The organism is Lentiprolixibacter aurantiacus (genome assembly GCF_026241225.1).
GTDB lineage: Bacteria > Bacteroidota > Bacteroidia > Flavobacteriales > Flavobacteriaceae > Lentiprolixibacter > Lentiprolixibacter aurantiacus.
In genome coordinates this window covers 306,379-325,971 of record NZ_JAPFQP010000003.1, presented here as the reverse complement: position 1 = coordinate 325,971, position 19,593 = coordinate 306,379, and the positions used below count along the sequence as shown (strand labels likewise).

Below are 19,593 nucleotides of genomic sequence, written 5' to 3'. Positions count from 1 at the left end.
AGTTATGAGGTTTGGAGTGGTAAATCTTTCCCCTTATAGAGGCATTTTTCCATGGGATGTCCCAGGCGTTTTAATTCCCGGATAACTTCATCGTAAACCTTCGGATCGTCGTAATGAAATCGAAGGGCCCTGTTTTGGAGGTCAAAGCTGATCAGGCTTACATCCAGTATCCTGTGCAGATTCCTTTCTATAAGTTTGCTGTCACTGAGATTGGTTAGATTGATTAGGCGAACACAAGCTTCCATGCTGTAAGGTTTTGCAGTATACCAGAAACATAACTGAGCAGAAAGACTTTTCCTATGATAGAAATCATGTTTCCGGATATTGTTTATTCCGGTAAGCCGATTACCCGAATTACAGGGTTGAAATTTCTGAATTTATTCCCGGTATACGCGGTTATGAGGGGGTTCATTTGGCGGCAAAATCGTACCTTTGTTATATGCATGTCTTTGAGAAAAACAGCAGTATTTTCAACCTGCTTTCGGAGGCAATTTCCGATGGTGTCGTTGTTGTGAATCAGGAACACGAAATTGTTTCCATCAACAAACATGCACAGGAGTTTTTCGGATACACTTCAGAGGAATTATTGGGAAAACCAATGCTGGTCCTGATTCCTGACCGATTTAAAAAAGCCCATAAGGACCATACTGTGAGGTATTTCAAAACTTCCAAAGAAGGCCTTATGGTGCGGGACCGGTGCCTGTATGCAAGTCGAAAATCTGGAGAAGAATTCCCTGTCAATATCAGCTTGCACCCCTTTGAATTGTATGAAAGGCATTACGCACTGGCCCTTGTCAGGGACATGACCGAAGAAATAGAAATTCAGCGAAATATCGACTTGCAGACGCAAGCTATGGATTCTGCCCATAACGGCATTGTAATTACCGATGCCTTACTTCCGGACAATCCAATTATTTATGTCAACCAGGCTTTTGAAAAAATAACAGGTTATCCCAGATCGGAAGTCCTGAACAAGAATTGCCGATTCCTGCAAAATAACGACCGGGAACAGGAAGGGATCCGTAAGATCCGTAACTGTATCAAAACAGGGAAAAGTTGTCAGGTTAGGGTTCGGAATTATAAAAAGGACGGAACCCTATTCTGGAATGAGGTTTCTATCAACCCCATTAAGAATGAAGACGGAATTGTAACCCATTTTATCGGTATTCAAAATGATATTACCAGGAAGGTTAAAACACAGGCAGAGGTAAATCACCTCGTCCGTATATTCAACGAATCCCTCAATGAAATATTTGTTATTGATGCAGACAGCCTGAAGTTTACGCATGCTAATTTCGGGGCATGCAGGAACTCTGGTTATTCACTTGAGGAATTGCACAGGATGAAGGTTTTGGATCTGCTCACCGAATATGAACCAGCCGAGTTTCGAAAATTACTGGAACCCATATACGAAAAAAGCCTCAAAAAGATCATCCTGGAAACCAGTTTAAAGAGAAAGGATGGAACTGAGTATCCCGTAGAGGTACACTTTCAATCCTCCATCAAGGGCGACAAAAGGGTTATTGTATGCATAGTGCTGGATGTAACGGATAAGCGCAACTATACCGAGCGCCTCGAAGCCAAAGTAGAAGAAAGAACTTCACAGTTAAAAGAAGCGCTTTCCCGTGAAATAGAATTAAATGAACTGAAGACCAAATTCCTTTCCATGGTATCTCATGAATTCAAGACTCCATTGAGTGCCATCCTTACCTCCGCCACCCTGGTGGGCAAATACTGTGAAGTCAATGCCCAGGAGAAGAGAGTAAAGCACCTGAAGACCATTAAAAGCGAGGTGAAACATCTCAATAATATCCTGAACGATTTCCTTTCCATAGAGAAGTTCGAAAAAGGCAAAGAAGTCTATAACCTGACGAAATTCTCACTGAGCAAAGTCATTGATGAGGTTATTTATAACGCCAATATGATCTTGAAAGTCGGACAGCGTATAAGTTATCCACAAGGTGTGGATGAACTTACTGTTTGCCAGGACGAGAAAATCGTATCTCTTGTCCTTACCAATCTTTTATATAACTCCATAAAATATTCCCCTGAGGATACCCTTATCGATTTGCAGGTAAACGTTACAAAAGACACTCTGCAATTCCAGGTTCGCGATGAAGGTATCGGCATACCTGAGAAAGACCAGAAGTTTATATTTGACCGCTATTTTAGGGCGGGCAACGTCTTGCTTACCCAGGGTACGGGTATTGGCCTGAATATTGTAAAAACCCATGTAGAGACGCTGGGCGGATCCATAAATTTTGAAAGCACAGAGAATAAAGGCACTACTTTTACCGTGCAACTTCCACTGAATGAAAAGGCCTGTTCCTGAAAGAGAAGGGAACTTTTATTTGTATCTTAGTAGTACCCTTTTCTCAAAGTATCTGATATGAAGAAAGTGTTGCTGGTAGAAGATGATACCGTTTTGCGGGAAAGCACGGCGGAGCTGCTGGAGTTGTCCAATTACCTTGTATTTACTGCTCCCAATGGCAGCGCTGGTGTGCGTCTTGCCATGGAACAGAAGCCGGATGTAGTGGTCTGTGATATCATGATGCCCGAAATGGACGGTTATGCAGTCCTGAAAGCCCTTTCCGGGAATGAAGAAACGCGGGGGATACCTTTTATTTTTCTATCGGCCAAAACTGAGCGGAGCGATGTTCGAAAAGGCATGGAACTGGGAGCGGATGATTATCTGACTAAACCTTTTGAAGAAGCAGAACTGATAGGGGCCATAGAAAGTAGAATTGCTAAAATGGCCATACTCAGGGATATGGATGAGGAAGCAGCCTCAGAAGAGGCTGCTGAAGAGGTGGTAAGTAACCTAAATGAACTCAAAAACTTTATTTACGACAATGGGATGGATTTTGAGTTTAGTCTGGGGGATGCCATTTACCGGGAAGGAGATAATTCCAATACCGTTTACCTGGTGCTTACCGGAGTGGTCAAAACCCATAAACTGGATGAACAGGGAAAAGAACTCATCACTGGCATCCACAGGCCGGACGATTTTTTCGGGCTCACTAATTTTACACGGAATATTCCCTATCCGGAGTTTGCCACAGCCATGGAAGACACCCGCTGTGTAGGCATCAATAAAACTGCCCTCAAGGAAGTACTGCAGAACAATCCCGAGCTGGTACTGGAATTGATGCAGCTCATGTCTGAAAGCCTTACTGAAGCCAGGGAACAATTACTTCAAATGGCTTATGGCTCGGTTCGTAAGAAGACCGCCAATACCCTATTGAGGTTTGCCGATAAGCTGCAATCCAACGTTAAGGGGCCTATTCATATTTTAAGGAGCGACCTGGCCGGTGTAGCCGGAATGGCCACGGAGACCTTAATCCGAACGCTTTCCAGTTTTAAAAAGGAAGGCCTCATCGATATTTGCGACCGGGACATCAGGATTCTGGATGTTGAAGGCCTGCGCAACATGAGCTAGTATACAAAACAACTGCCCTACATGATCAGTATCATTTTGCGGCTGCCTTTGGGGTGCTACTTTTATGCTGATCAATAAATACCGGCATGTTACGCATACTCATACCTACCGATTTTTCCCAAAACGCCTGGAATGCCCTCACATATGGTTTGGAATTGTTTCGCAAAGAACGTTGTACAATTTATTTGCTTCACGTGAATCCTTTGCCACCCTATTCTGGTGCAGGAACTTCAGTAAAGGCAAGCACCCATATGCTAAGGGAAACCATGCTTGCAGAAAGTGAAAAGAGCCTGAAGGAATTACTGGAGAAGATAAATAAGAGCTTGCATAATGACCTCCATACGTTTATGACCATTTCGCTTTACGATTTTTTCGTAGACAGCATAAAACGAGAAGTTGAGGATAAGCATATTGACCTCGTAATTATGGGTACCAAGGGCGCTTCGGGGCTTAAAAAAGTTTCCCTGGGCAGTAATACGGGAGATGTTATTACAAAGGTTAAGTGTCCGTTGCTGGCAGTCCCTGAACAGGCAAGGTATAAAATCCCCAGGGAGATAGCTTTCCCCACAGATTATTACATCAATTATGATATCAAGGTGCTGGATACATTGATTGGCATGGTAAATAGAAATGAAGCTAGTCTGAGGGTGCTCCATATAACCAGGCGTGGTGAAGAACTAACGCGCGAACAATTGCAAAACAAGGATTTTCTGCATGACTACCTAAGGGAAGTTGAACATAGTTTTCATACGCTCACCGGGGCCAAGCTTGAAACGGCAGTACAGTGCTTTGTAGAGAGCCGGGATATAGACATGATTGCCATGGTGGCCAAAAACCTTAATTTCTTTCAACGAATTTTGTTCCGTCCTGCTGTTGAAGAGATCAGCTATCACATCGAGATTCCCTTCCTTGTACTTCATGAATAATTTATAAAAGGCCACGAATAAGGCCTTTTTTTATGCTGCGCTTATGGCGTTGAGGATTTGCTCTTTGGGAAGCAGTCCGGACTGCCTCCATACCATCTGCCCATTTTTAAAAAGCATCATGGTGGGCACTCCCCGAACCTGGTAGCGATTTGCCAGGGTTTGATTTTGATCCACATCGATCTTTACAATCTTCACTTTGTCACCAAGTTCTTCCTTGACCTCTTTGAGTACAGGAGCCAGCATTTTGCAGGGTCCACACCACAGCGCATGGAAATCGACCAGAACTGGAATGTCGCCAGAAATCAATTTTTTAAAACTACTTTTCATTTCCTTTTTTTTCAGGGCTAAGGTATCCAATTAGCGCTGGAAATGAACTGATTAATATCATGGTTTAAAAAAGGCTACTGGACTAATTTTAATGACAGTCAATCTCCTTCAGCAAGCCAGATATGAGAAAAATAGTTGTACCTACGGATTTTTCGGAAAATGCCTTAAATGCGCTGAAATATGCCTGTCAGATTTTCAAGTACGAGCGCAGTAATATTTATATCATTCACGCCTATGCAGATGAGGTATATCAGCAGGATCGGGTAGTAAAGCGGAGTTTTCTGGAAGAACTAAAGGAGGTGACCTATCAGAAATCCAAGAAAGCGTTACAGGAAACACTGACGGCTATTCAGGAATATTCACCTAACCCACAACATAATTTTAGCACTATTTCTGCATTCGGAACGCTAACCGACGAAATTAATGACCTGGTTAACCAGGAGAATATGGACATTGTGGTTATGGGTACCAGGGGTGAGACAAACGACCGGGAAATCACTTTTGGAAGCAATACTCTTCAGGTACTGAAATATGTTCAGTGTCCAGTACTGGCTATCCCGGAAGACTACACTTACCATCCGCCCAAGGAATTGCTGTTTCCTACTAATTATATGGTGCCTTACAAAAGGCGGGAGCTGAAATTACTTTGTGAAATGACCGGATCCTTTCGCTCTACCATTCACATGCTCTATATAGACCCGCTTAAGCAGCCCTCCCTGCGCCAGGAAGACAACAGGCTCTTCCTCAAGGACTGCCTGCATAAGGCCGATCTCAAGTTTGAGACTACTTCGGAGAAGGATAAGACCATGGCTATTGCCAAGTACATCCTCCACAATGATATAGACCTGCTGGTAATGGTTAATTCCAGGCATTCTCACCTGGAACACATGCTTTATCAGTCCACACTGGATTGGCTTGGATTACATGTAAAAATCCCCTTCCTGGTATTGCAAAACCTTTCACGCTAATTAAAAGCAGTTGCCATGAAAAAAATAATCATACCTACCGATTTTTCAGAGAATTCGTACCACGCTTTTGCTTATGCAGCAAAGCTTTTCCAGGACGAACCCTGTACGTTTTATTTGGTGCACACATTTACCCCATCCATTTATCAGACCGAATACGTTTTGCACAGCCCTGGCCAGATAGGTCTGGGGGATTTTTATCAAACCGATTCGGATGAGCGGCTGGCAGAAATGAAAGAGCGGGCCGAGGCACAGTTCAATAACCCCAGACACACCATGTTTACCCATTCTGCTTTTAATGTTCTGGTAGATGAAGTACTGGACATGGTTGAGAAGGAGAAAGCAGATTTGGTTATCATGGGTACTCAGGGAGCTACTGGTGCCAAGGAAATTTTCCTGGGTACACATACCGTACACGTTATTAAAAAAGCAAAATGTCCGGTTATCGCTGTGCCTTCGGATTTTGAGTTTAAGAAACCCAAAGAATTGCTGTTCCCTACAGATTTTGAGGTAGACTACACTGAAAAACATTTTTCTGCACTATTCAATATTGCAGATTTGCATAAATCCCGCATTGAGATCCTGCACATTTCCACCGGATTGGAGCTTACAAGACAGCAGAAAGAGAATAAAGCAAAATTAGAGTCCCTTATCGGTTCAAGAATCTGCAGATATCACGATGTGCCCAATCAGGAAATCATAGAAGGTATAAACCAGTTCCAAAAAACGGCCGAGGTTCAGTTGCTTGCCATGATTCAGAACAAACACACCTTCCTGGAACGGTTATTCATAGAGCCGGTAATCAAGAAAATTGGATTCCATGTAACCATACCGTTTATGGTTATTCCTGATGAAACCTAATGCCCATCATTATGAAGAATATGCTGGTTCTTACGGATTTTTCAAACAATGCGTATAATGCCCTGTATTATGCAACCCGATTATTCAGGGACGTAGAATGCCGTATTTACCTCCTGAATGTCTTTTCCGAAAATACTCCGCTTATCAGTCCAAACAGGGCAAAGGGAAAGAACCGAAATCTGCTGGTACAACTCGAGGAGGAGTCCAGGGAAGGGCTTGAAAAGGATTTTCACCGCATTAACCTGGATGCTCCCAATGAAAAGCACCTAAGGAAAACCATTTCCAGGAAAGGTAACCTTCCCGATATCGTCCATGAAATAGTGGCAGACAGGGAGATTGATCTCATTGTGATGGGAAACACAGGCAAGACGGAAGCAATCCCGGTTTTTATGGGAAGCAATGTCATTAATGTGGTAAAGGCCATGCCGGATTGTCCGGTGCTTGCCGTTCCCAGGGAAAAGGAATGCGATATCCCCTTTGAAATTGCTTTCGCCACCGATTACAATCGAAATTACGACGCACAAGTGATGAATCCACTGTGCTTCATGGCCAGTATCTGTAAGGCAGCCATAAGGATAATCCATATCAATGAAGAAGGCAGGTTATCCAGCAATCAAAAGACCAATTTAAATACGCTGAGGGAATACCTTAGAGATTTGCGCCATACCGTGCACTGGATGCCTGATTTTTCTAGCAAGACGGAAGTAATCAACACCTTCCTGGAAGAACTTGGCATTGGTATGATATCTATGATCTACTATCGCCATGGTTTCCTGGAAAACCTCATGCGGGAAAGGGTTATAAAGAGGATGAGCTTTGAGGTGGAGGTACCGTTTCTTATCATCCCTCAGGCCGATTGATAAAAGAAGGGGAATAAATCGCTTATGTATATACAATTAACAAGTTAACCTCTGAGAGAAAATGAATAAAAGGATCCTGTTGCCCACTGATTTTTCCAAAAATGCCCTGAATGCGGTGCGTTATGCGGTGGACCTGTATCGTGATGTGCCATGTGATTTTTATTTTTTAAATGCATTTCGCATCAGCGGTTACAGTATCGATAGCCTTACGCCCCCGGAACCCGGTGATATCGCTTATGAATCTGCACGTAAAGAATCTGAGGCCGGCCTGGCCAGGTTACTGGAATTGCTGGATCTTCACAATGATAATCCCAGGCATGAATATCACACCATTGCCACTTATAATTCCTTATTGTACGCCATTCAGGCCAACATAGCCCAATACGATATTGACCTGGTGGTTATGGGCACCAAAGGGATAACGGGTGCTGAGAGTCTGATTTTCGGGACCAATACCATCAACGTAATGGAAGGGGTAACTGAATGTCCCGTGCTGGCCGTACCCCAGGACTACAGGTATACCCAACCGCGGGAAATAGTATTTCCTACTGATTTCAAAGCGACATACAAACGCCGTGAACTCAATTACATGCTCGAAATTGCGAAGCTGCATCAGGCCTTTATCCGTGTACTTCACATTAAAAAGGAATCCCGCTTAAGCCGGGAACAGGAAAGCAACCGGGAATTGCTTGCAGCCATCCTTGAGGATTCGGACCATAGCTTCCATACTTTGGAAGATATCAAAGTTCACAAAGGAATCGGCGCTTTTGTGGAAAGCAGGGAAAGCGATATGGTAGCCTTTATTAACCGGAAGCACACTTTCCTGGGTAAAATCCTCTCAAAACCCCTGGTAAACGAATTGGGCTACCATTACAATATGCCATTGCTGGCGTTAAACGATCACAGATAAATAGTATCCTATGAAATATATTGGTATATGGCTGGATAAGGAGAAAGCACACCTGGTGATTCTCAAGAATGAACAGGAATCCCTGTACACAGTTAATTCCGAGGTAGAATTTTTTAACCCTAAGGGCGGATCTCGTTCCAAATCCCGTTGGGGGCCCCAGGATGTAGTGCAGGATAGCAAGTATACCGAGCGGGAGAAACACCAGCTCAGGTCGTATTTTGAAAACATCAACCAGGCACTAAAAAAGGAAGATCCTCAGGCTCTTGCCCTTTTTGGACCGGGCAATACCTATGCGCAATTTAATAAATGGCTTGAAGAGAATCAGAGGGATTTGGCTGAACTGGTTGAACATGCTGGCAAGGCAGACAGCATGACCCAAAACCAATTCAAGGCCCTGGTAAGGGACATCTTCGGTTTGAGCCCGGATCGTTCCCTCCAGACTTCGGTACAAAACTAAATTCAACTAGGCAAAATGTCCGAAAGGCTTGTTCATATCATTAAGTATTCCGGGGAATCTGTGCCCTTTTCGGAAAAGAAACTCAGGCATTCCCTTGAGCGCAGTGGGGCGCATCCGGACCTGGTCAGCAGTATTCTGGAGCAGGTAAAGGAAGAGCTTTACGAAGGGATTACAACCAAAGAGCTCTATAACCGGGCCTACGCAATATTGAAGAAAACCAGACCCCTGTACGCTTCCCGATACAAACTCAAAAAAGCCATTTACGAACTGGGGCCTACCGGTTTTCCTTTTGAAAAATTTGTTCACGAAATCCTGCATTATTCAGGGTATCGCACTGAGGTTGGAAAGGTCCTCAGCGGACGCTGTGTGGATCATGAAATTGATGTACTGGCCGTAAAAGGTGAAAGGATTATTCTCGTAGAATGCAAATTCCACGGGGAGCAGGGGCGTAATTGCAATGTGAAAATCCCATTGTATATTAATTCAAGATATGAGGATGTGAAAGCTTCGCCGGACAGGGGGTATAGCAAAACCAAACAGCCGGATGAGGCCTGGGTGGTTACTAATACTCGGTTTACAGAGGATGCCAAGGTTTATGGGGAATGTATGGGCCTATACCTGTTGAGCTGGGATTACCCCAAAAAGCATAGCCTTAAGGAGCGCATTGACAGACTGGGTCTTTATCCCATTACAGTTTCTACCTTATTGAGTAACCGGGAAAAACAATTTTTGCTCAGCAGGGATGTGGTCCTCTGCCGGCAATTAATGAGGGATACCTTCTTCCTGGACCATTTGGGAGTCTCCGAAACAAGGAAGAAAAAGATTCTAAGCGAAATTGCCGGACTATGCCAAGTCTGAAGGAAAAAGGGTCGATGCAGGTGAATATCCGCTTTTTGGGTGCTGCCGGTACTGTTACGGGATCCAAATTTTACCTGGATACCCCGGAAGTTAAAATTATGGTCGACTGCGGGATGTTTCAGGGGATAAAAGCCCTGCGCGAATTGAACTGGCATCCCTTTCCGATAGAAGTGCATAGCATTGATTTGGTTTTGCTGACCCATGGACATCTGGACCATACCGGCTATCTGCCAAGGCTGGTAAGAGAAGGGTTTAAAGGGGAAATCCTGGGTACAGCAGCCACTCTGGCCATAACCGAAATTATCCTGCGGGACAGTGCCAGAATCCATGAAGAGGAAGCTGAAAAGGCAAATGAGGAGGGATATAGCAGGCATAAGCCTGCACTTCCTTTTTATACCCTGGAAGAAGCTGAAAGTGCAATAGAACTCTTTCGGGCTGTAGAGGAAAATCAATGGGTCTCAGCTTCGGAAAATATTCGGTTTCGCTTTCTTTACAACGGTCATATTTTAGGCTCCACTTATATTGAATTGAATATAAACGACCGGATACTGGTGTTTTCCGGAGACCTCGGGAGGTACAGTGACTTGTTGCTTGATGCGCCCAAGGAGCCTAAATGGGCCGATTATCTTTTTGTGGAGAGTACGTACGGGAATAAACTACACCCAGATGAGGATGTGGAACGGAAACTTGCTGAACTTACGCGTAAGGTTGTCCTGGAGGGCGGTAATTTATTGATACCTTCCTTTGCTGTAGAACGCTTGCAATCACTCATATTTATCTTGTGGCGTTTATACAAACATAACCGCATCCCAAATATCCCCGTAGTGGTTGACAGCCCAATGGGGCAAAACGTACTTGAGGTTTTTGAGCGCTTTCCGGACTGCCACAAACTTGGGATGGCGGATTATTATGCCATGTGCAGGCACGTTAAGCTGGTAAGTTCCTACCGGGAGACCTGGGAGGTGGTCGACGATCCAAGACCCAAGATTGTCATCGCTGGGAGTGGAATGGTTACTGGTGGAAGGATTCTTACCTATCTTACGCAACTGATCTCCCGCCCGGAGACAGAGGTGTTGCTGGTGGGATATCAGGCTGAAGGGACGCGCGGCCGCCGACTCCTGGAAGGGGAGCCTGAGATTAAGATTTTCGGGAAATACTACAGCGTAAATGCCGGGATCCACCACATACAAAGCCTGTCTGCCCATGCAGACAAGTCAGACCTGATGAAATGGCTGGGCAACATAAAAAATATCCCGGAAGGGGTTTTTCTGATCCACGGGGAACCAGAGGCCCTGCAGGGCTTTCAGTCAGGTATTCGGGATACTATGGGGTGGCATCCGAAGATTCCCGGGCTCAATGAAGCCGTAACGATCTGGGTATAGAACAGGCTGATCAAAATCATTGTAGTCTCCTCGCTGGAAGGGTATTTTATAGGCAAATCCTCAAGCTATGAACCCTGATGCTAAAAATCAGCAAGGAATTAAAGTTACCCAGGAATTCCATGCTGCAACGAAAAATTGGATTTCTAGCCTCCAATTTATTGAAGATGAGCTGAGGTTTATCGAAAACCTCATGTGTTCCTATGTTTTTGAACCGGATACGCCAAATTTGTTTGAACGCCTGCAAGACTACAAGGAACGCGTTCAAAAGATCGGAATTCGTATGAAAGAAATCGCAGAAGCCTTGCTTGATCACGAGAATGAACTAAGTGGGTTACTGGAGTCCCGAAAGGAAGGTATAGATGACGGTTATGCCAGCCGCCACGGGGAATTTCAGGCAGCGTATCTGCTTTTTCAACAGGACTTTCAGTGGCTCAAATCGGAAATATTCAACTATGCGGGTGGGATTCTCAGAAAGCGAAGGCCAGACTGCTGATTTTGGTCATGGCATAAGGCCTAAAAACATAATAACTTGAAACGTCAAAGCCTGGCATATTCAAAAAGGTAAACTATGGAAACAAAACCTCGCTACATCGAATGGATTAGTCCGGAAGAGATGCATAAGGCCACCCTTTCCTGGATTTCTGAGCTGAAATTTGTAAGGGACGAACAGCTGTTCCTCAACGGTCTGGTAAAGTCCTTTACATCCGAACTTATTGAACACAATATCTACGATAAGAGTAAAGAAATTGTTGGTGCTATTCTCGACGCTGAGAACGAGCAAAATGCCCTGCTAAAGCAAGTGGAGGTTCACGAAAACCAACTGGAGATCATGATAGATGATGTAGATCAGCCTAAAATGGAAAAGGCCTACCGTGATTCTCATTTAGAACTCATGAAACTTATGGGCAGCTACCTGGAGGGATATAGGGCCCTCAAGAGGGAACTGTTCAACTTGCTTAGTGAGATTATAAAAAAAGAAAAGCAAAACAGACTCCTCAATTAGGCAATCATGAAAAAAGTACTTTTAACACTGTTAGTTTTTTTAATGGGATGCTCTTCGGCACAGATCGTAAGCACCTGGAAGAACCCGGAGATCGTCGTTTTTGACGCCTACAAGGTTTTGGTAGTTGGGATGACCCCTAATGAAGAGGGTAGGGAAATGTTTGAAACTAAAATGGTACGCGAATTTAAGCGAAATGGGGTGGAAGCCATGCGAAGCATCGATCTGTTCGATGTGGAATTTACCAACACACCCAGAACGGATGTGGAACTCGATGAGGTTGAAGAACAACTTCTGGCCAGGGATTTCGACGCCATCCTGTTTACCAAGGTCCTGGGATCTGAAAACCGCCAATCATTTCGTCAGCGCATGGCAGATATTGAGGGTTATGACGATAGGTTCAGGGACGATTACCTTTCCCATCAGGATATTTATTACGATGCGGATTATTATGATGAATTCACGGTGTACCATGTGGAGACTTCCCTTTACTGCATTTGTGTGGGTAAGGAAAGAAGCCTTATCTGGCGCTGTGCCATTGACGTTACTGACCCGGCATCCATCCGTAAAACGGTAGACGATTATGTGGAACTGCTTGTTGTGGCCATGATGGAACAGGACCTGATCTTCCACAAGGAAGATATTGTTGAACCTGTCATTGTACCTTAACGAATAGCAGGTTGCTCCTCCTTAAAAGCCTTCATCATTTCGTGGAGGCTTTTTTAATCAGATAACAAATAAGGAGGAACAACATGGTAGGTAAGTTCGTGTTATTAGTTTTTTAAATAGTGTTGCAGTTCTGCGATCTTTTCCGGGGTATTGAACTTTCCGCCGTAAAAGGAGGTCACTGTTGCCGAACTGTCGTCCTGCACACCCCTTGAGGAAACACAAAGGTGTTTGGCATCGATAATTACGGCTACATCCTCTGTCTTCAGTAATTGCTGCAGTTCTACGGCAATCTGATTAGTAAGTCGTTCCTGTACCTGTGGCCGTTTTGCATAGTATTGTACCATGCGATTCAGTTTGGACAATCCGATCACTTTTCCTGATGATATGTAGGCCACGTGGGCTTTGCCAATGATGGGTACAAAATGATGCTCACAGTTGGAATAAAAAGTGATATCCTTTTCCACCAGCATCTGATTGTACCGATACTTATTGTCGAAGAGGGCTACTTTCGGTTTGTTCTTTGGATCTAACCCTGAAAAGATCTCATCGATATACATTTTAGCCACACGTTGTGGTGTGCCTCGCAGCGAATCGTCATTGAGGTCGAGCCCCAGAACATCCATAATCTGAGCAAACAGCATGGCGATATTTTGCTTTTTTTCTTCATCACTCATAGCGAATGCATCTTTCTTCATAGGAGTTTCCAGTCCGCCGGTAAAGAAATGGTCATCCCCCAGTGAATCGTGCGCGTGACCGTTTAAAAGGGTTTTTGAGTCTATCAGGGTATCCCACATGGAATTGTCTTCTTTCATTTTAAAATATTTCAAATTGACATTAACTATTGTTATGCTAAATTCAATTGTTATAAAAGTAATAAAATGTTTAAATAAAAATGTTAAAGTTTAAACAAAACTTAGAGTGGCAGTAAATAAGGTTAAAAACTATGTTTTACAATATGGATTTAATAACATGGACAGGAGAATGATAAAAATTTATTAAATGTTTAATTAGTAGAATAAAATAATAAACAAAACATTTATCTTTGAATTAGGAGTTTCTGACAGTCCCAACCCTTTGATGGGAAGAAATTGCTATGAAATAAAGGTCAGACTTGAATTTAGTAGTTAGGTTGTGAAATCTGATTTTTATGGGGACTGCGGAGGCTCCTTTTTATTAGAAAAGCTAAATAAGTTGCTTTTTTTACTGCTTAAATAAATTTAGACAAGAGGTGTCCAACGGGGCCGAGGGATTGTCCATAAATGCATTAATTACAGCATTTTTGCAAGCCTGATTTCCACCGCCATGTCCGCCTTCATCCAGAATCAACAACTGTCCTTTACTCAGTTTTTCTTTAAAGAGATACCCATTTTCTGGAGGAGTAACCGGATCAAAACGATTCACTAGAATCAAAGAAGGAAGGTTTGAAATTTTAAAGGTTCGATCTGCTATTGGGAGACTGGCGGCATGCCATTCCATTCCCGCCTGGTAAAAGGCGTCGAAAAATCCAAGCTTAACAGGAATCAACGGATGTTGTTTGTACTGTTCGGCAATGATTTCTGCCGTGTGTTCCGGATTGAAATTTTCATACCTCTCTACGGAAAGGAGCATGGTCAGGTTAAGTCCTCCCGTTAGTTGGTATTCAAACTGCAGTACCTCATTGAGTACCTCTCCACTGCCTTCGAGATAGGCTTTGATCAGTTCTGGTGCTTTTTCCCGGGCATTATTCTGGTACAGCAACCGACGAAGCAGGTATATCCCGTCCTGGGCATTGATTACAACCTTGAGGGAATCATTAAGGCTTACTTCAACCGGGTTTTGCTCCAGCGCATTAATGGCTTTAAAATAATCTGCTTTAAGTTCAGGGTATTGCTCATTGCATTCTGGGGATTGGTTGCAATAGTCAAATATCCTGCCCAATGCCAGTGAGTAGCTTTCCAACCGGCTAAGGAGGAAATCGCTGCTCAGGGGAGCTGGGGAATCGAGTACTGAACTGTGAATGTATTCCGGAAACATATCCTGTATTACACGAGCCAGGCGTGTCCCGTAGGAACCGCCCATCAGGTTGTATTGTTCATAGCCCAGATGTTTGAACAACATACCCACATCACGGGCATTCTGGAAACTGTTGTAAAATTGCGGTTGTATCCCTGCCTCTCTGCATTTATCCCGATACTTGCTGATCATAGCCCGGGTGAGGGTCAATTCTTCTTCAAAATCGGCATCTTTAGCCAGGATATCAAAAGCCTCAAAAGACATGTCAGGTAGGGCAGAGGAGTATCCTATCCCACGTTGATCGAATAAGATGACATCCCGTGAGCCCAGTATGGGCTGCTCCATTAAAAAATTTACCATACCGGGATTCAGGGTATTTCCCCCTGGGCCTCCTGAAAAGTAGATAACAGGATAATTTAGCGTTGCTTTATCCCCGGATTTGATAACCAGATAGGAGATACGAATTTTTTTCCCCTCGGGGGCATCGTGGTTTTCAGGTACCCAAATAGCCCCGGCTTTCACATCTTCGGTATTAGGTACCCAATCCATACCTTCCGGAAGCGGAGCTTGCTCCTGAGACCAACCCAGCTGCAGCAGCGCTATGAAGAACAACACCGTGATGTGCTTTATCATCATTTACAAGTTATAATTCGTTTACAAAACTTAGGGGGTACTTTTACTTTCGTTTTCTTTTATGTCTTCCGGAGGGTTACCGATATGTTTGTTATAAAATTTCCAGGCCTCACGGGCTACATTACGTCCCAGTTCCAGTCCGGCTACGTTATCAGCCTGAATGTGATATCCCCCAAGCACACGGGAAATACCGGCCATTTCCGCTGTTTCGGTAAAGGTTGGGAATTTCAGGGTAACTGTATCTCCGAGGTGCTCAGGCTCGGTCAGGGCTCCTGCTACCAATTCAACTTCCTCTCCAAATTCGTCGCTACCCGTCCAAAGTTTTAAGGCTTCCCCACAGGCACCACTGATGGTACTGTGTCCGGATACATAGCTTGGGAATGGCGGACAAAGGAAAGTCTCAGGGGAATAAGGCCGCCATTGGCTACCATCCATTTCCATCATGCCTTTTCCTTCTCCTCCCCAGGCTTTGATCACCTGGTCCTGGTAATATTCGTGCACCAGGGCGTAGGGCCTGGCGTAGTCATAGAACATCTTGGAATCCCAGGAAGCAATAAAGGCATCCATGGCAACCACCTGGTTGAAAAAGTACATTTTCACATCTTCATCCAGGGTATGGTTATCCCTTCGTGATACGTCCTGGGCAAATTTCAGCCAGTGACCGGCCTGTTGTACGGATTGGGGCCCGTCCCGCATGAATTCAACCAGTGCTTTCTGATGATCGGTCAGGTTGGCCTGCATTTCAATTACTTCCTGCACTTCTTCTTTCAATTGTTCAGACCCAACCATTGGGGGAGGACCTGGGCGGAATTGGTCGGCAGATTTTATGGAAATAGTAGCAACTTTATCCCAAAACGGCGTGAGGCATCCGGGGGCATACTGACCGCCTTTACCATCTGAAAAATATTTGGGTTGCCAGCGGTTGATATCCACGTTTTCGTCTGCGGAATTCACGGGTTCGTAACCGGTATAGTTAAAATAGGGTTCTCCATTGGAGCCTTCTTCTTCTCCATATTGATTGGAGCCGTCTCCTTTCCGGGCCTCAATAACGGCCAGGGCAGCAAGATTACCAATACCCTCGGGGGTTGTAGGGTCAATCGACTCATTCTCCGGATCCAGTCCCAACTCCCGCATAAAATTGGCAAAGAGTTCCTTATCGGAATAGTAATATTCGCTCATAGCCCGGTAGGCCGCATAACTGATAGCAACCTCTTTGTTTTTCAGGTTATGTTCTTCAGCCGGTCTCCTGTCTACCTCTTCCAGATATACGGGAATAGCCGAAGCGTCATAGCGCGACCAGGCATCAAATACGGAGATAAAAATTAGGCCCAGATAACGGGACGTGATCGTTGGTCTTGGCTGAAAGCGTTCTGTGTCGTTGGCTGTGGCAGTGAGGGCCATTTGCCCCCATTGGTAAGCCAGGTTGTCAACCCCTCTGGGTTCTTCGGTCTGTGTAGTTTCGTTTTGGGTGTTTTGATCTTGTTTTTGTTTGCATCCCAGCACCAGCGAAAGGGTTAGCAGGAGCACAATATACTTTTTCATTAAAGGCGATTTAAACAGCTGTAAAATTAAGAATTTATTAACACTAAAATCAAATATGAGGAAGTTTAACAGAGGCAATTTTCTAACTAAGACACGTAAGGTCCTTATCAAAAAATGGATCTTAATTTATCTATGTTTTTTATTTAGGGGTCACTAAACCGGGGATTTCCAACTTTATATAAATCATCCTGAAAAGAGTATCTTTAATGTGGAACTGCAGGTAATACTTTTCCATGGAAAGATTAGTAGATATCTTTATATGGGCCGCACTATTGCAAGGCCTTTTTCTCGGGTGGCTTTATATTTTCTCCAGCAAGCACAAGAGTCTTGCTAATAAATTACTTGGGCTTTTTATACTTGCTTTTGTCCTTGAGGCGCTGACTTTTATACCGCTGGGCAGTATTTGGGGATATTCTACCGATAGATATTTTACATTGCCGGAAGTGAAGATGCTATTGCCCATCTTCTTCCTGCACTATGTCCTTGAGAAATTGGGCAGAGTCAGGCATTATTTCGGCCTGCTGAAAACACATTATTCCTTTGCGCTTTCCTTTCTTCTGGTTACCCTGTTCAATGTTTGTATATATGTTTTGAAAGGGCAAACCATTTACGAATTGTTTGACTTTGGCATGATAGAAAGCCTGTTCATGATCATGCAGTATTATGCCTTCTTTTTTACGATCGCCGCCATCATTATATCCATCTGGGAAATCCTCAAATACTCCAATCTTGTCAAAAACACCTATTCTGATCTGGAATTACTGCAAATCAGGTGGTTATGGCAGTTTGTTTTGGCAATAATTCCCATTGTTCTGGTCTGGGGAATGGAATTGATTTGGATTCTCCTCGGCGGCAGGGGGGAATCCATTTACACCACATTAATCTGGTTTTTGGTCATCATTTTCATCTACTTTCTGAGCTATAAAGCCTATCAGCAGAAAAATCTACTGGATAAACTTCCGGATTCAGCCAGAGGGGAAAAGAAGGAACAGCTTGCTCCGGAGAATTCAAATCCCGAGGATTACGAAGAACTGGGAATCCAGTTACAGGAATTCATGCGATTGAGCAAAATTTACACCCGACATGATCTGACCTTATACGATCTATCGCGTGAAGTTGATGTTTCCCCCCGTTTGATATCAGCCTGCATAAATCGCAAGTTCAGGAACAATTTTGCGGAGTGGGTAAATAGCTTTCGGGTAAAAGAGGCCCTGGACAATTTAAATGATCCTGCTTACAGCCACTTATCTGTAGAAGGTATTGGTTCGGATTCGGGGTTCAAATCGCGCTCTGCTATGTATGCTGCCTTCAAAAAACAAACTGGCCATTCCCCAGGACACTTCAGACAGGTTTGATGTCCTGATTTCTGAAATCCGTACATAACCACCCCTTTATTACTGTAGCAATCGAGTTGCACCCGCGTCATTGGGTAAAAGAACCTTTAATCATACTATTATGAAACTACAACCAATTTCACAGGGGGCGAGAATAGAGGCAGTAGATGCCCTGAGAGGATTTGCCTTATTTGGTGTGCTCCTGGCCAATGTGCCCTATGCGGGCCCGGAAACCATCAGCGGACAGTGGGATACTGTGCTGACATTTTTGTCTAATTTTTTGATCTCCAAGAAGTTTATCACCGCGTTCTCCATTCTCTTCGGATTCGGATTTTACATTCAGATGACGCGGGCAGAAGAAAAAGGTGTCAACTTCAGGAATTACTTCCTGATACGCATGGGACTACTCTTTTTGATAGGGCTGATCCACTCGTATGGAATCTGGAATGGCGACATCATTATGTCTTATGCCCTGGGTGGCGTTTTTCTATTACTGGTACGCAATTGTTCACTGAAGAAATTGATACTTCTGGCGATACTATTTAATGTTATCCTGACTGGAATCTTTTTCATTGGAAATAGCGCCCTTGGATGGCAGATATACGATTACGATTATGCGTTAGACAAGGAATATCCTATAACCCTTTCTTTTGCACGGTACTGGGTCATTAATTTTATCATGAACCCATGGACAAACTTCCTTAAGGATTTGCCCATTACACTGGTGTTTACTTTTGGTAACATGCTCATTGGGGTAATACTGGGGAAACTGGATTTTTTCCGTCTTTCAGAGAAGGCAAGGAGACTATCTACATATTTTATTATCCTGGGTGGAACAATTGGCATTGCTTCAAGTTATTTATTCCATAAAATTACTATAGGAGATATTGAACTGGATCTTCCTCTTCTTTGGGTACCTTTTGTACTGGCTGGGGGTATGATTCTGCATAGTTTGCTTTATGTATCAGTATTTGTCCGTGCCTATCAGCATTCAAAATTCAAATCGGTATTAGTATTTTTCAAAAGTGTTGGACGTACGGCTTTGAGCAATTATATCCTGCAGTCTGTTTTTTACCTCACCCTCTTCTACCACTGCACACATCTGTTGCAACTCTTTGGGAAGATAACTATGGGACAGACCTTCCTTGTAGCACTACTTCTGTTTGTGATACAAACAGGCTTGAGTTACCTCTGGCTTAAAAAACATTCACAGGGCCCACTGGAATACATCTGGAAGAAAGTGAGTTATGGCATGGCAAAACTCAGAAAGTAAGCAGTGAATATGTGATATCCAGGACTTTGATAATCCTATGCACTATACCATACCATGCGTTCAAGGTAATGGATTAGGACAAGACACTCCCCAGGGGCTTAAAATGAGTGAAAGCGGGAGTGTCTTCACTTAAATTGTTCAATATAGCTATCACCATCTTTTGCT

Annotated in this window: 20 protein-coding genes; 15 read left to right on the top strand and 5 right to left on the bottom strand. The window is 43.8% G+C overall.

What is annotated here, in order from left to right; genetic code table 11:
* Positions 1 to 2 precede the first annotated feature (2 nt).
* Complete coding sequence (locus tag OO016_RS10920; protein WP_266013637.1) at positions 3 to 245, bottom strand: hypothetical protein; 243 nt, start codon at positions 243 to 245, stop codon at positions 3 to 5.
* Positions 246 to 439: 194 nt separating this feature from the next.
* Between OO016_RS10920 and OO016_RS10915 the strand changes: the two genes are divergently transcribed.
* From OO016_RS10915 to OO016_RS10905, 3 genes are all read left to right on the top strand, one after another.
* Positions 440 to 2,332, top strand: coding sequence for a sensor histidine kinase (locus tag OO016_RS10915; protein ID WP_266013635.1), 1,893 nt, complete (start codon positions 440 to 442; stop codon positions 2,330 to 2,332).
* Positions 2,333 to 2,389: 57 nt separating this feature from the next.
* Complete coding sequence (locus OO016_RS10910; RefSeq protein ID WP_266013633.1) at positions 2,390 to 3,439, top strand: response regulator; 1,050 nt, start codon at positions 2,390 to 2,392, stop codon at positions 3,437 to 3,439.
* A gap of 86 nt (positions 3,440 to 3,525) precedes the next feature.
* Positions 3,526 to 4,365: a universal stress protein gene (locus OO016_RS10905; protein ID WP_266013630.1), complete on the top strand. Its 840-nt coding sequence runs from the start codon at positions 3,526 to 3,528 to the stop codon at positions 4,363 to 4,365.
* 30 nt (positions 4,366 to 4,395) lie between these two features.
* On the opposite strand, the gene trxA is transcribed toward OO016_RS10905, so the two are convergent.
* Positions 4,396 to 4,692, bottom strand: coding sequence for a thioredoxin (gene trxA, locus OO016_RS10900; protein ID WP_266013627.1), 297 nt, complete (start codon positions 4,690 to 4,692; stop codon positions 4,396 to 4,398).
* 122 nt (positions 4,693 to 4,814) lie between these two features.
* On the opposite strand from trxA, the gene OO016_RS10895 reads away from it, so the two are divergent.
* From OO016_RS10895 to OO016_RS10850, 10 genes are all read left to right on the top strand, one after another.
* A complete protein-coding gene (locus OO016_RS10895; protein WP_266013624.1) occupies positions 4,815 to 5,660 on the top strand; it encodes a universal stress protein in 846 nt (281 codons plus the stop codon).
* 15 nt (positions 5,661 to 5,675) lie between these two features.
* Entirely contained in the window at positions 5,676 to 6,518 is an 843-nt protein-coding gene (locus tag OO016_RS10890; protein WP_266013621.1) for a universal stress protein, read from the top strand.
* An 11-nt stretch (positions 6,519 to 6,529) separates the two neighbouring features.
* The gene (locus tag OO016_RS10885) at positions 6,530 to 7,378 is read left to right on the top strand and encodes a universal stress protein (protein ID WP_266013618.1); all 849 of its coding nucleotides are present in this window, start codon (positions 6,530 to 6,532) and stop codon (positions 7,376 to 7,378) included.
* Positions 7,379 to 7,439: 61 nt separating this feature from the next.
* Positions 7,440 to 8,288: a universal stress protein gene (locus OO016_RS10880; protein WP_266013615.1), complete on the top strand. Its 849-nt coding sequence runs from the start codon at positions 7,440 to 7,442 to the stop codon at positions 8,286 to 8,288.
* Positions 8,289 to 8,298: 10 nt separating this feature from the next.
* Positions 8,299 to 8,745: a hypothetical protein gene (locus tag OO016_RS10875; protein WP_266013613.1), complete on the top strand. Its 447-nt coding sequence runs from the start codon at positions 8,299 to 8,301 to the stop codon at positions 8,743 to 8,745.
* Between the two features lie 15 nt (positions 8,746 to 8,760).
* A complete protein-coding gene (locus OO016_RS10870; protein WP_266013610.1) occupies positions 8,761 to 9,603 on the top strand; it encodes an ATP cone domain-containing protein in 843 nt (280 codons plus the stop codon).
* Positions 9,591 to 10,985 carry an MBL fold metallo-hydrolase RNA specificity domain-containing protein gene (locus tag OO016_RS10865; RefSeq protein WP_266013607.1) on the top strand — a complete coding sequence of 465 codons (1,395 nt, stop codon included), beginning with the start codon at positions 9,591 to 9,593 and terminating at the stop codon, positions 10,983 to 10,985. Before OO016_RS10870 ends, OO016_RS10865 begins: the two co-directional genes overlap by 13 nt.
* Positions 10,986 to 11,052: 67 nt before the next feature.
* Entirely contained in the window at positions 11,053 to 11,478 is a 426-nt protein-coding gene (locus OO016_RS10860; protein WP_266013604.1) for a hypothetical protein, read from the top strand.
* Between the two features lie 75 nt (positions 11,479 to 11,553).
* Positions 11,554 to 11,988 carry a hypothetical protein gene (locus OO016_RS10855; protein ID WP_266013601.1) on the top strand — a complete coding sequence of 145 codons (435 nt, stop codon included), beginning with the start codon at positions 11,554 to 11,556 and terminating at the stop codon, positions 11,986 to 11,988.
* 6 nt (positions 11,989 to 11,994) lie between these two features.
* A complete protein-coding gene (locus OO016_RS10850) occupies positions 11,995 to 12,654 on the top strand; it encodes a hypothetical protein (protein ID WP_266013600.1) in 660 nt (219 codons plus the stop codon).
* Between the two features lie 104 nt (positions 12,655 to 12,758).
* On the opposite strand, the gene folE is transcribed toward OO016_RS10850, so the two are convergent.
* From folE to OO016_RS10835, 3 genes are all read right to left on the bottom strand, one after another.
* Entirely contained in the window at positions 12,759 to 13,448 is a 690-nt protein-coding gene (gene folE, locus OO016_RS10845) for a GTP cyclohydrolase I FolE (protein WP_439649330.1), read from the bottom strand.
* Positions 13,449 to 13,854: 406 nt separating this feature from the next.
* Complete coding sequence (locus OO016_RS10840) at positions 13,855 to 15,279, bottom strand: alpha/beta fold hydrolase (RefSeq protein ID WP_266013595.1); 1,425 nt, start codon at positions 15,277 to 15,279, stop codon at positions 13,855 to 13,857.
* Positions 15,280 to 15,309: 30 nt separating this feature from the next.
* Entirely contained in the window at positions 15,310 to 16,821 is a 1,512-nt protein-coding gene (locus OO016_RS10835; protein ID WP_266013592.1) for a vanadium-dependent haloperoxidase, read from the bottom strand.
* A gap of 233 nt (positions 16,822 to 17,054) precedes the next feature.
* On the opposite strand from OO016_RS10835, the gene OO016_RS10830 reads away from it, so the two are divergent.
* A complete protein-coding gene (locus OO016_RS10830) occupies positions 17,055 to 18,176 on the top strand; it encodes a helix-turn-helix domain-containing protein (protein WP_266013589.1) in 1,122 nt (373 codons plus the stop codon).
* 100 nt (positions 18,177 to 18,276) lie between these two features.
* Positions 18,277 to 19,428 (top strand): DUF418 domain-containing protein, encoded by a 1,152-nt coding sequence (locus OO016_RS10825; protein WP_266013587.1) that lies wholly within the window; start codon positions 18,277 to 18,279, stop codon positions 19,426 to 19,428.
* The last annotated feature ends 165 nt before the right edge of the window (positions 19,429 to 19,593 follow it).

Excerpts from the sequence above, each read along its gene's own strand:
- trxA (WP_266013627.1), bottom strand. The coding sequence starts at position 4,692 with ATGAAAAGTAGTTTTAAAAAATTGATTTCTGGCGACATTCCAGTTCTG.
- OO016_RS10855 (WP_266013601.1), top strand. The coding sequence starts at position 11,554 with ATGGAAACAAAACCTCGCTACATCGAATGGATTAGTCCGGAAGAGATG.
- OO016_RS10920 (WP_266013637.1), bottom strand. The coding sequence starts at position 245 with ATGGAAGCTTGTGTTCGCCTAATCAATCTAACCAATCTCAGTGACAGC.
- OO016_RS10850 (WP_266013600.1), top strand. The coding sequence starts at position 11,995 with ATGAAAAAAGTACTTTTAACACTGTTAGTTTTTTTAATGGGATGCTCT.
- OO016_RS10840 (WP_266013595.1), bottom strand. The coding sequence starts at position 15,279 with ATGATAAAGCACATCACGGTGTTGTTCTTCATAGCGCTGCTGCAGCTG.
- OO016_RS10835 (WP_266013592.1), bottom strand. The coding sequence starts at position 16,821 with ATGAAAAAGTATATTGTGCTCCTGCTAACCCTTTCGCTGGTGCTGGGA.
- OO016_RS10885 (WP_266013618.1), top strand. The coding sequence starts at position 6,530 with ATGAAGAATATGCTGGTTCTTACGGATTTTTCAAACAATGCGTATAAT.
- OO016_RS10870 (WP_266013610.1), top strand. The coding sequence starts at position 8,761 with ATGTCCGAAAGGCTTGTTCATATCATTAAGTATTCCGGGGAATCTGTG.
- OO016_RS10825 (WP_266013587.1), top strand. The coding sequence starts at position 18,277 with ATGAAACTACAACCAATTTCACAGGGGGCGAGAATAGAGGCAGTAGAT.
- OO016_RS10875 (WP_266013613.1), top strand. The coding sequence starts at position 8,299 with ATGAAATATATTGGTATATGGCTGGATAAGGAGAAAGCACACCTGGTG.
- OO016_RS10865 (WP_266013607.1), top strand. The coding sequence starts at position 9,591 with ATGCCAAGTCTGAAGGAAAAAGGGTCGATGCAGGTGAATATCCGCTTT.
- folE (WP_439649330.1), bottom strand. The coding sequence starts at position 13,448 with ATGTGGGATACCCTGATAGACTCAAAAACCCTTTTAAACGGTCACGCG.
- OO016_RS10915 (WP_266013635.1), top strand. The coding sequence starts at position 440 with ATGCATGTCTTTGAGAAAAACAGCAGTATTTTCAACCTGCTTTCGGAG.
- OO016_RS10860 (WP_266013604.1), top strand. The coding sequence starts at position 11,053 with ATGAACCCTGATGCTAAAAATCAGCAAGGAATTAAAGTTACCCAGGAA.
- OO016_RS10880 (WP_266013615.1), top strand. The coding sequence starts at position 7,440 with ATGAATAAAAGGATCCTGTTGCCCACTGATTTTTCCAAAAATGCCCTG.
- OO016_RS10895 (WP_266013624.1), top strand. The coding sequence starts at position 4,815 with ATGAGAAAAATAGTTGTACCTACGGATTTTTCGGAAAATGCCTTAAAT.
- OO016_RS10830 (WP_266013589.1), top strand. The coding sequence starts at position 17,055 with ATGGAAAGATTAGTAGATATCTTTATATGGGCCGCACTATTGCAAGGC.
- OO016_RS10905 (WP_266013630.1), top strand. The coding sequence starts at position 3,526 with ATGTTACGCATACTCATACCTACCGATTTTTCCCAAAACGCCTGGAAT.
- OO016_RS10910 (WP_266013633.1), top strand. The coding sequence starts at position 2,390 with ATGAAGAAAGTGTTGCTGGTAGAAGATGATACCGTTTTGCGGGAAAGC.
- OO016_RS10890 (WP_266013621.1), top strand. The coding sequence starts at position 5,676 with ATGAAAAAAATAATCATACCTACCGATTTTTCAGAGAATTCGTACCAC.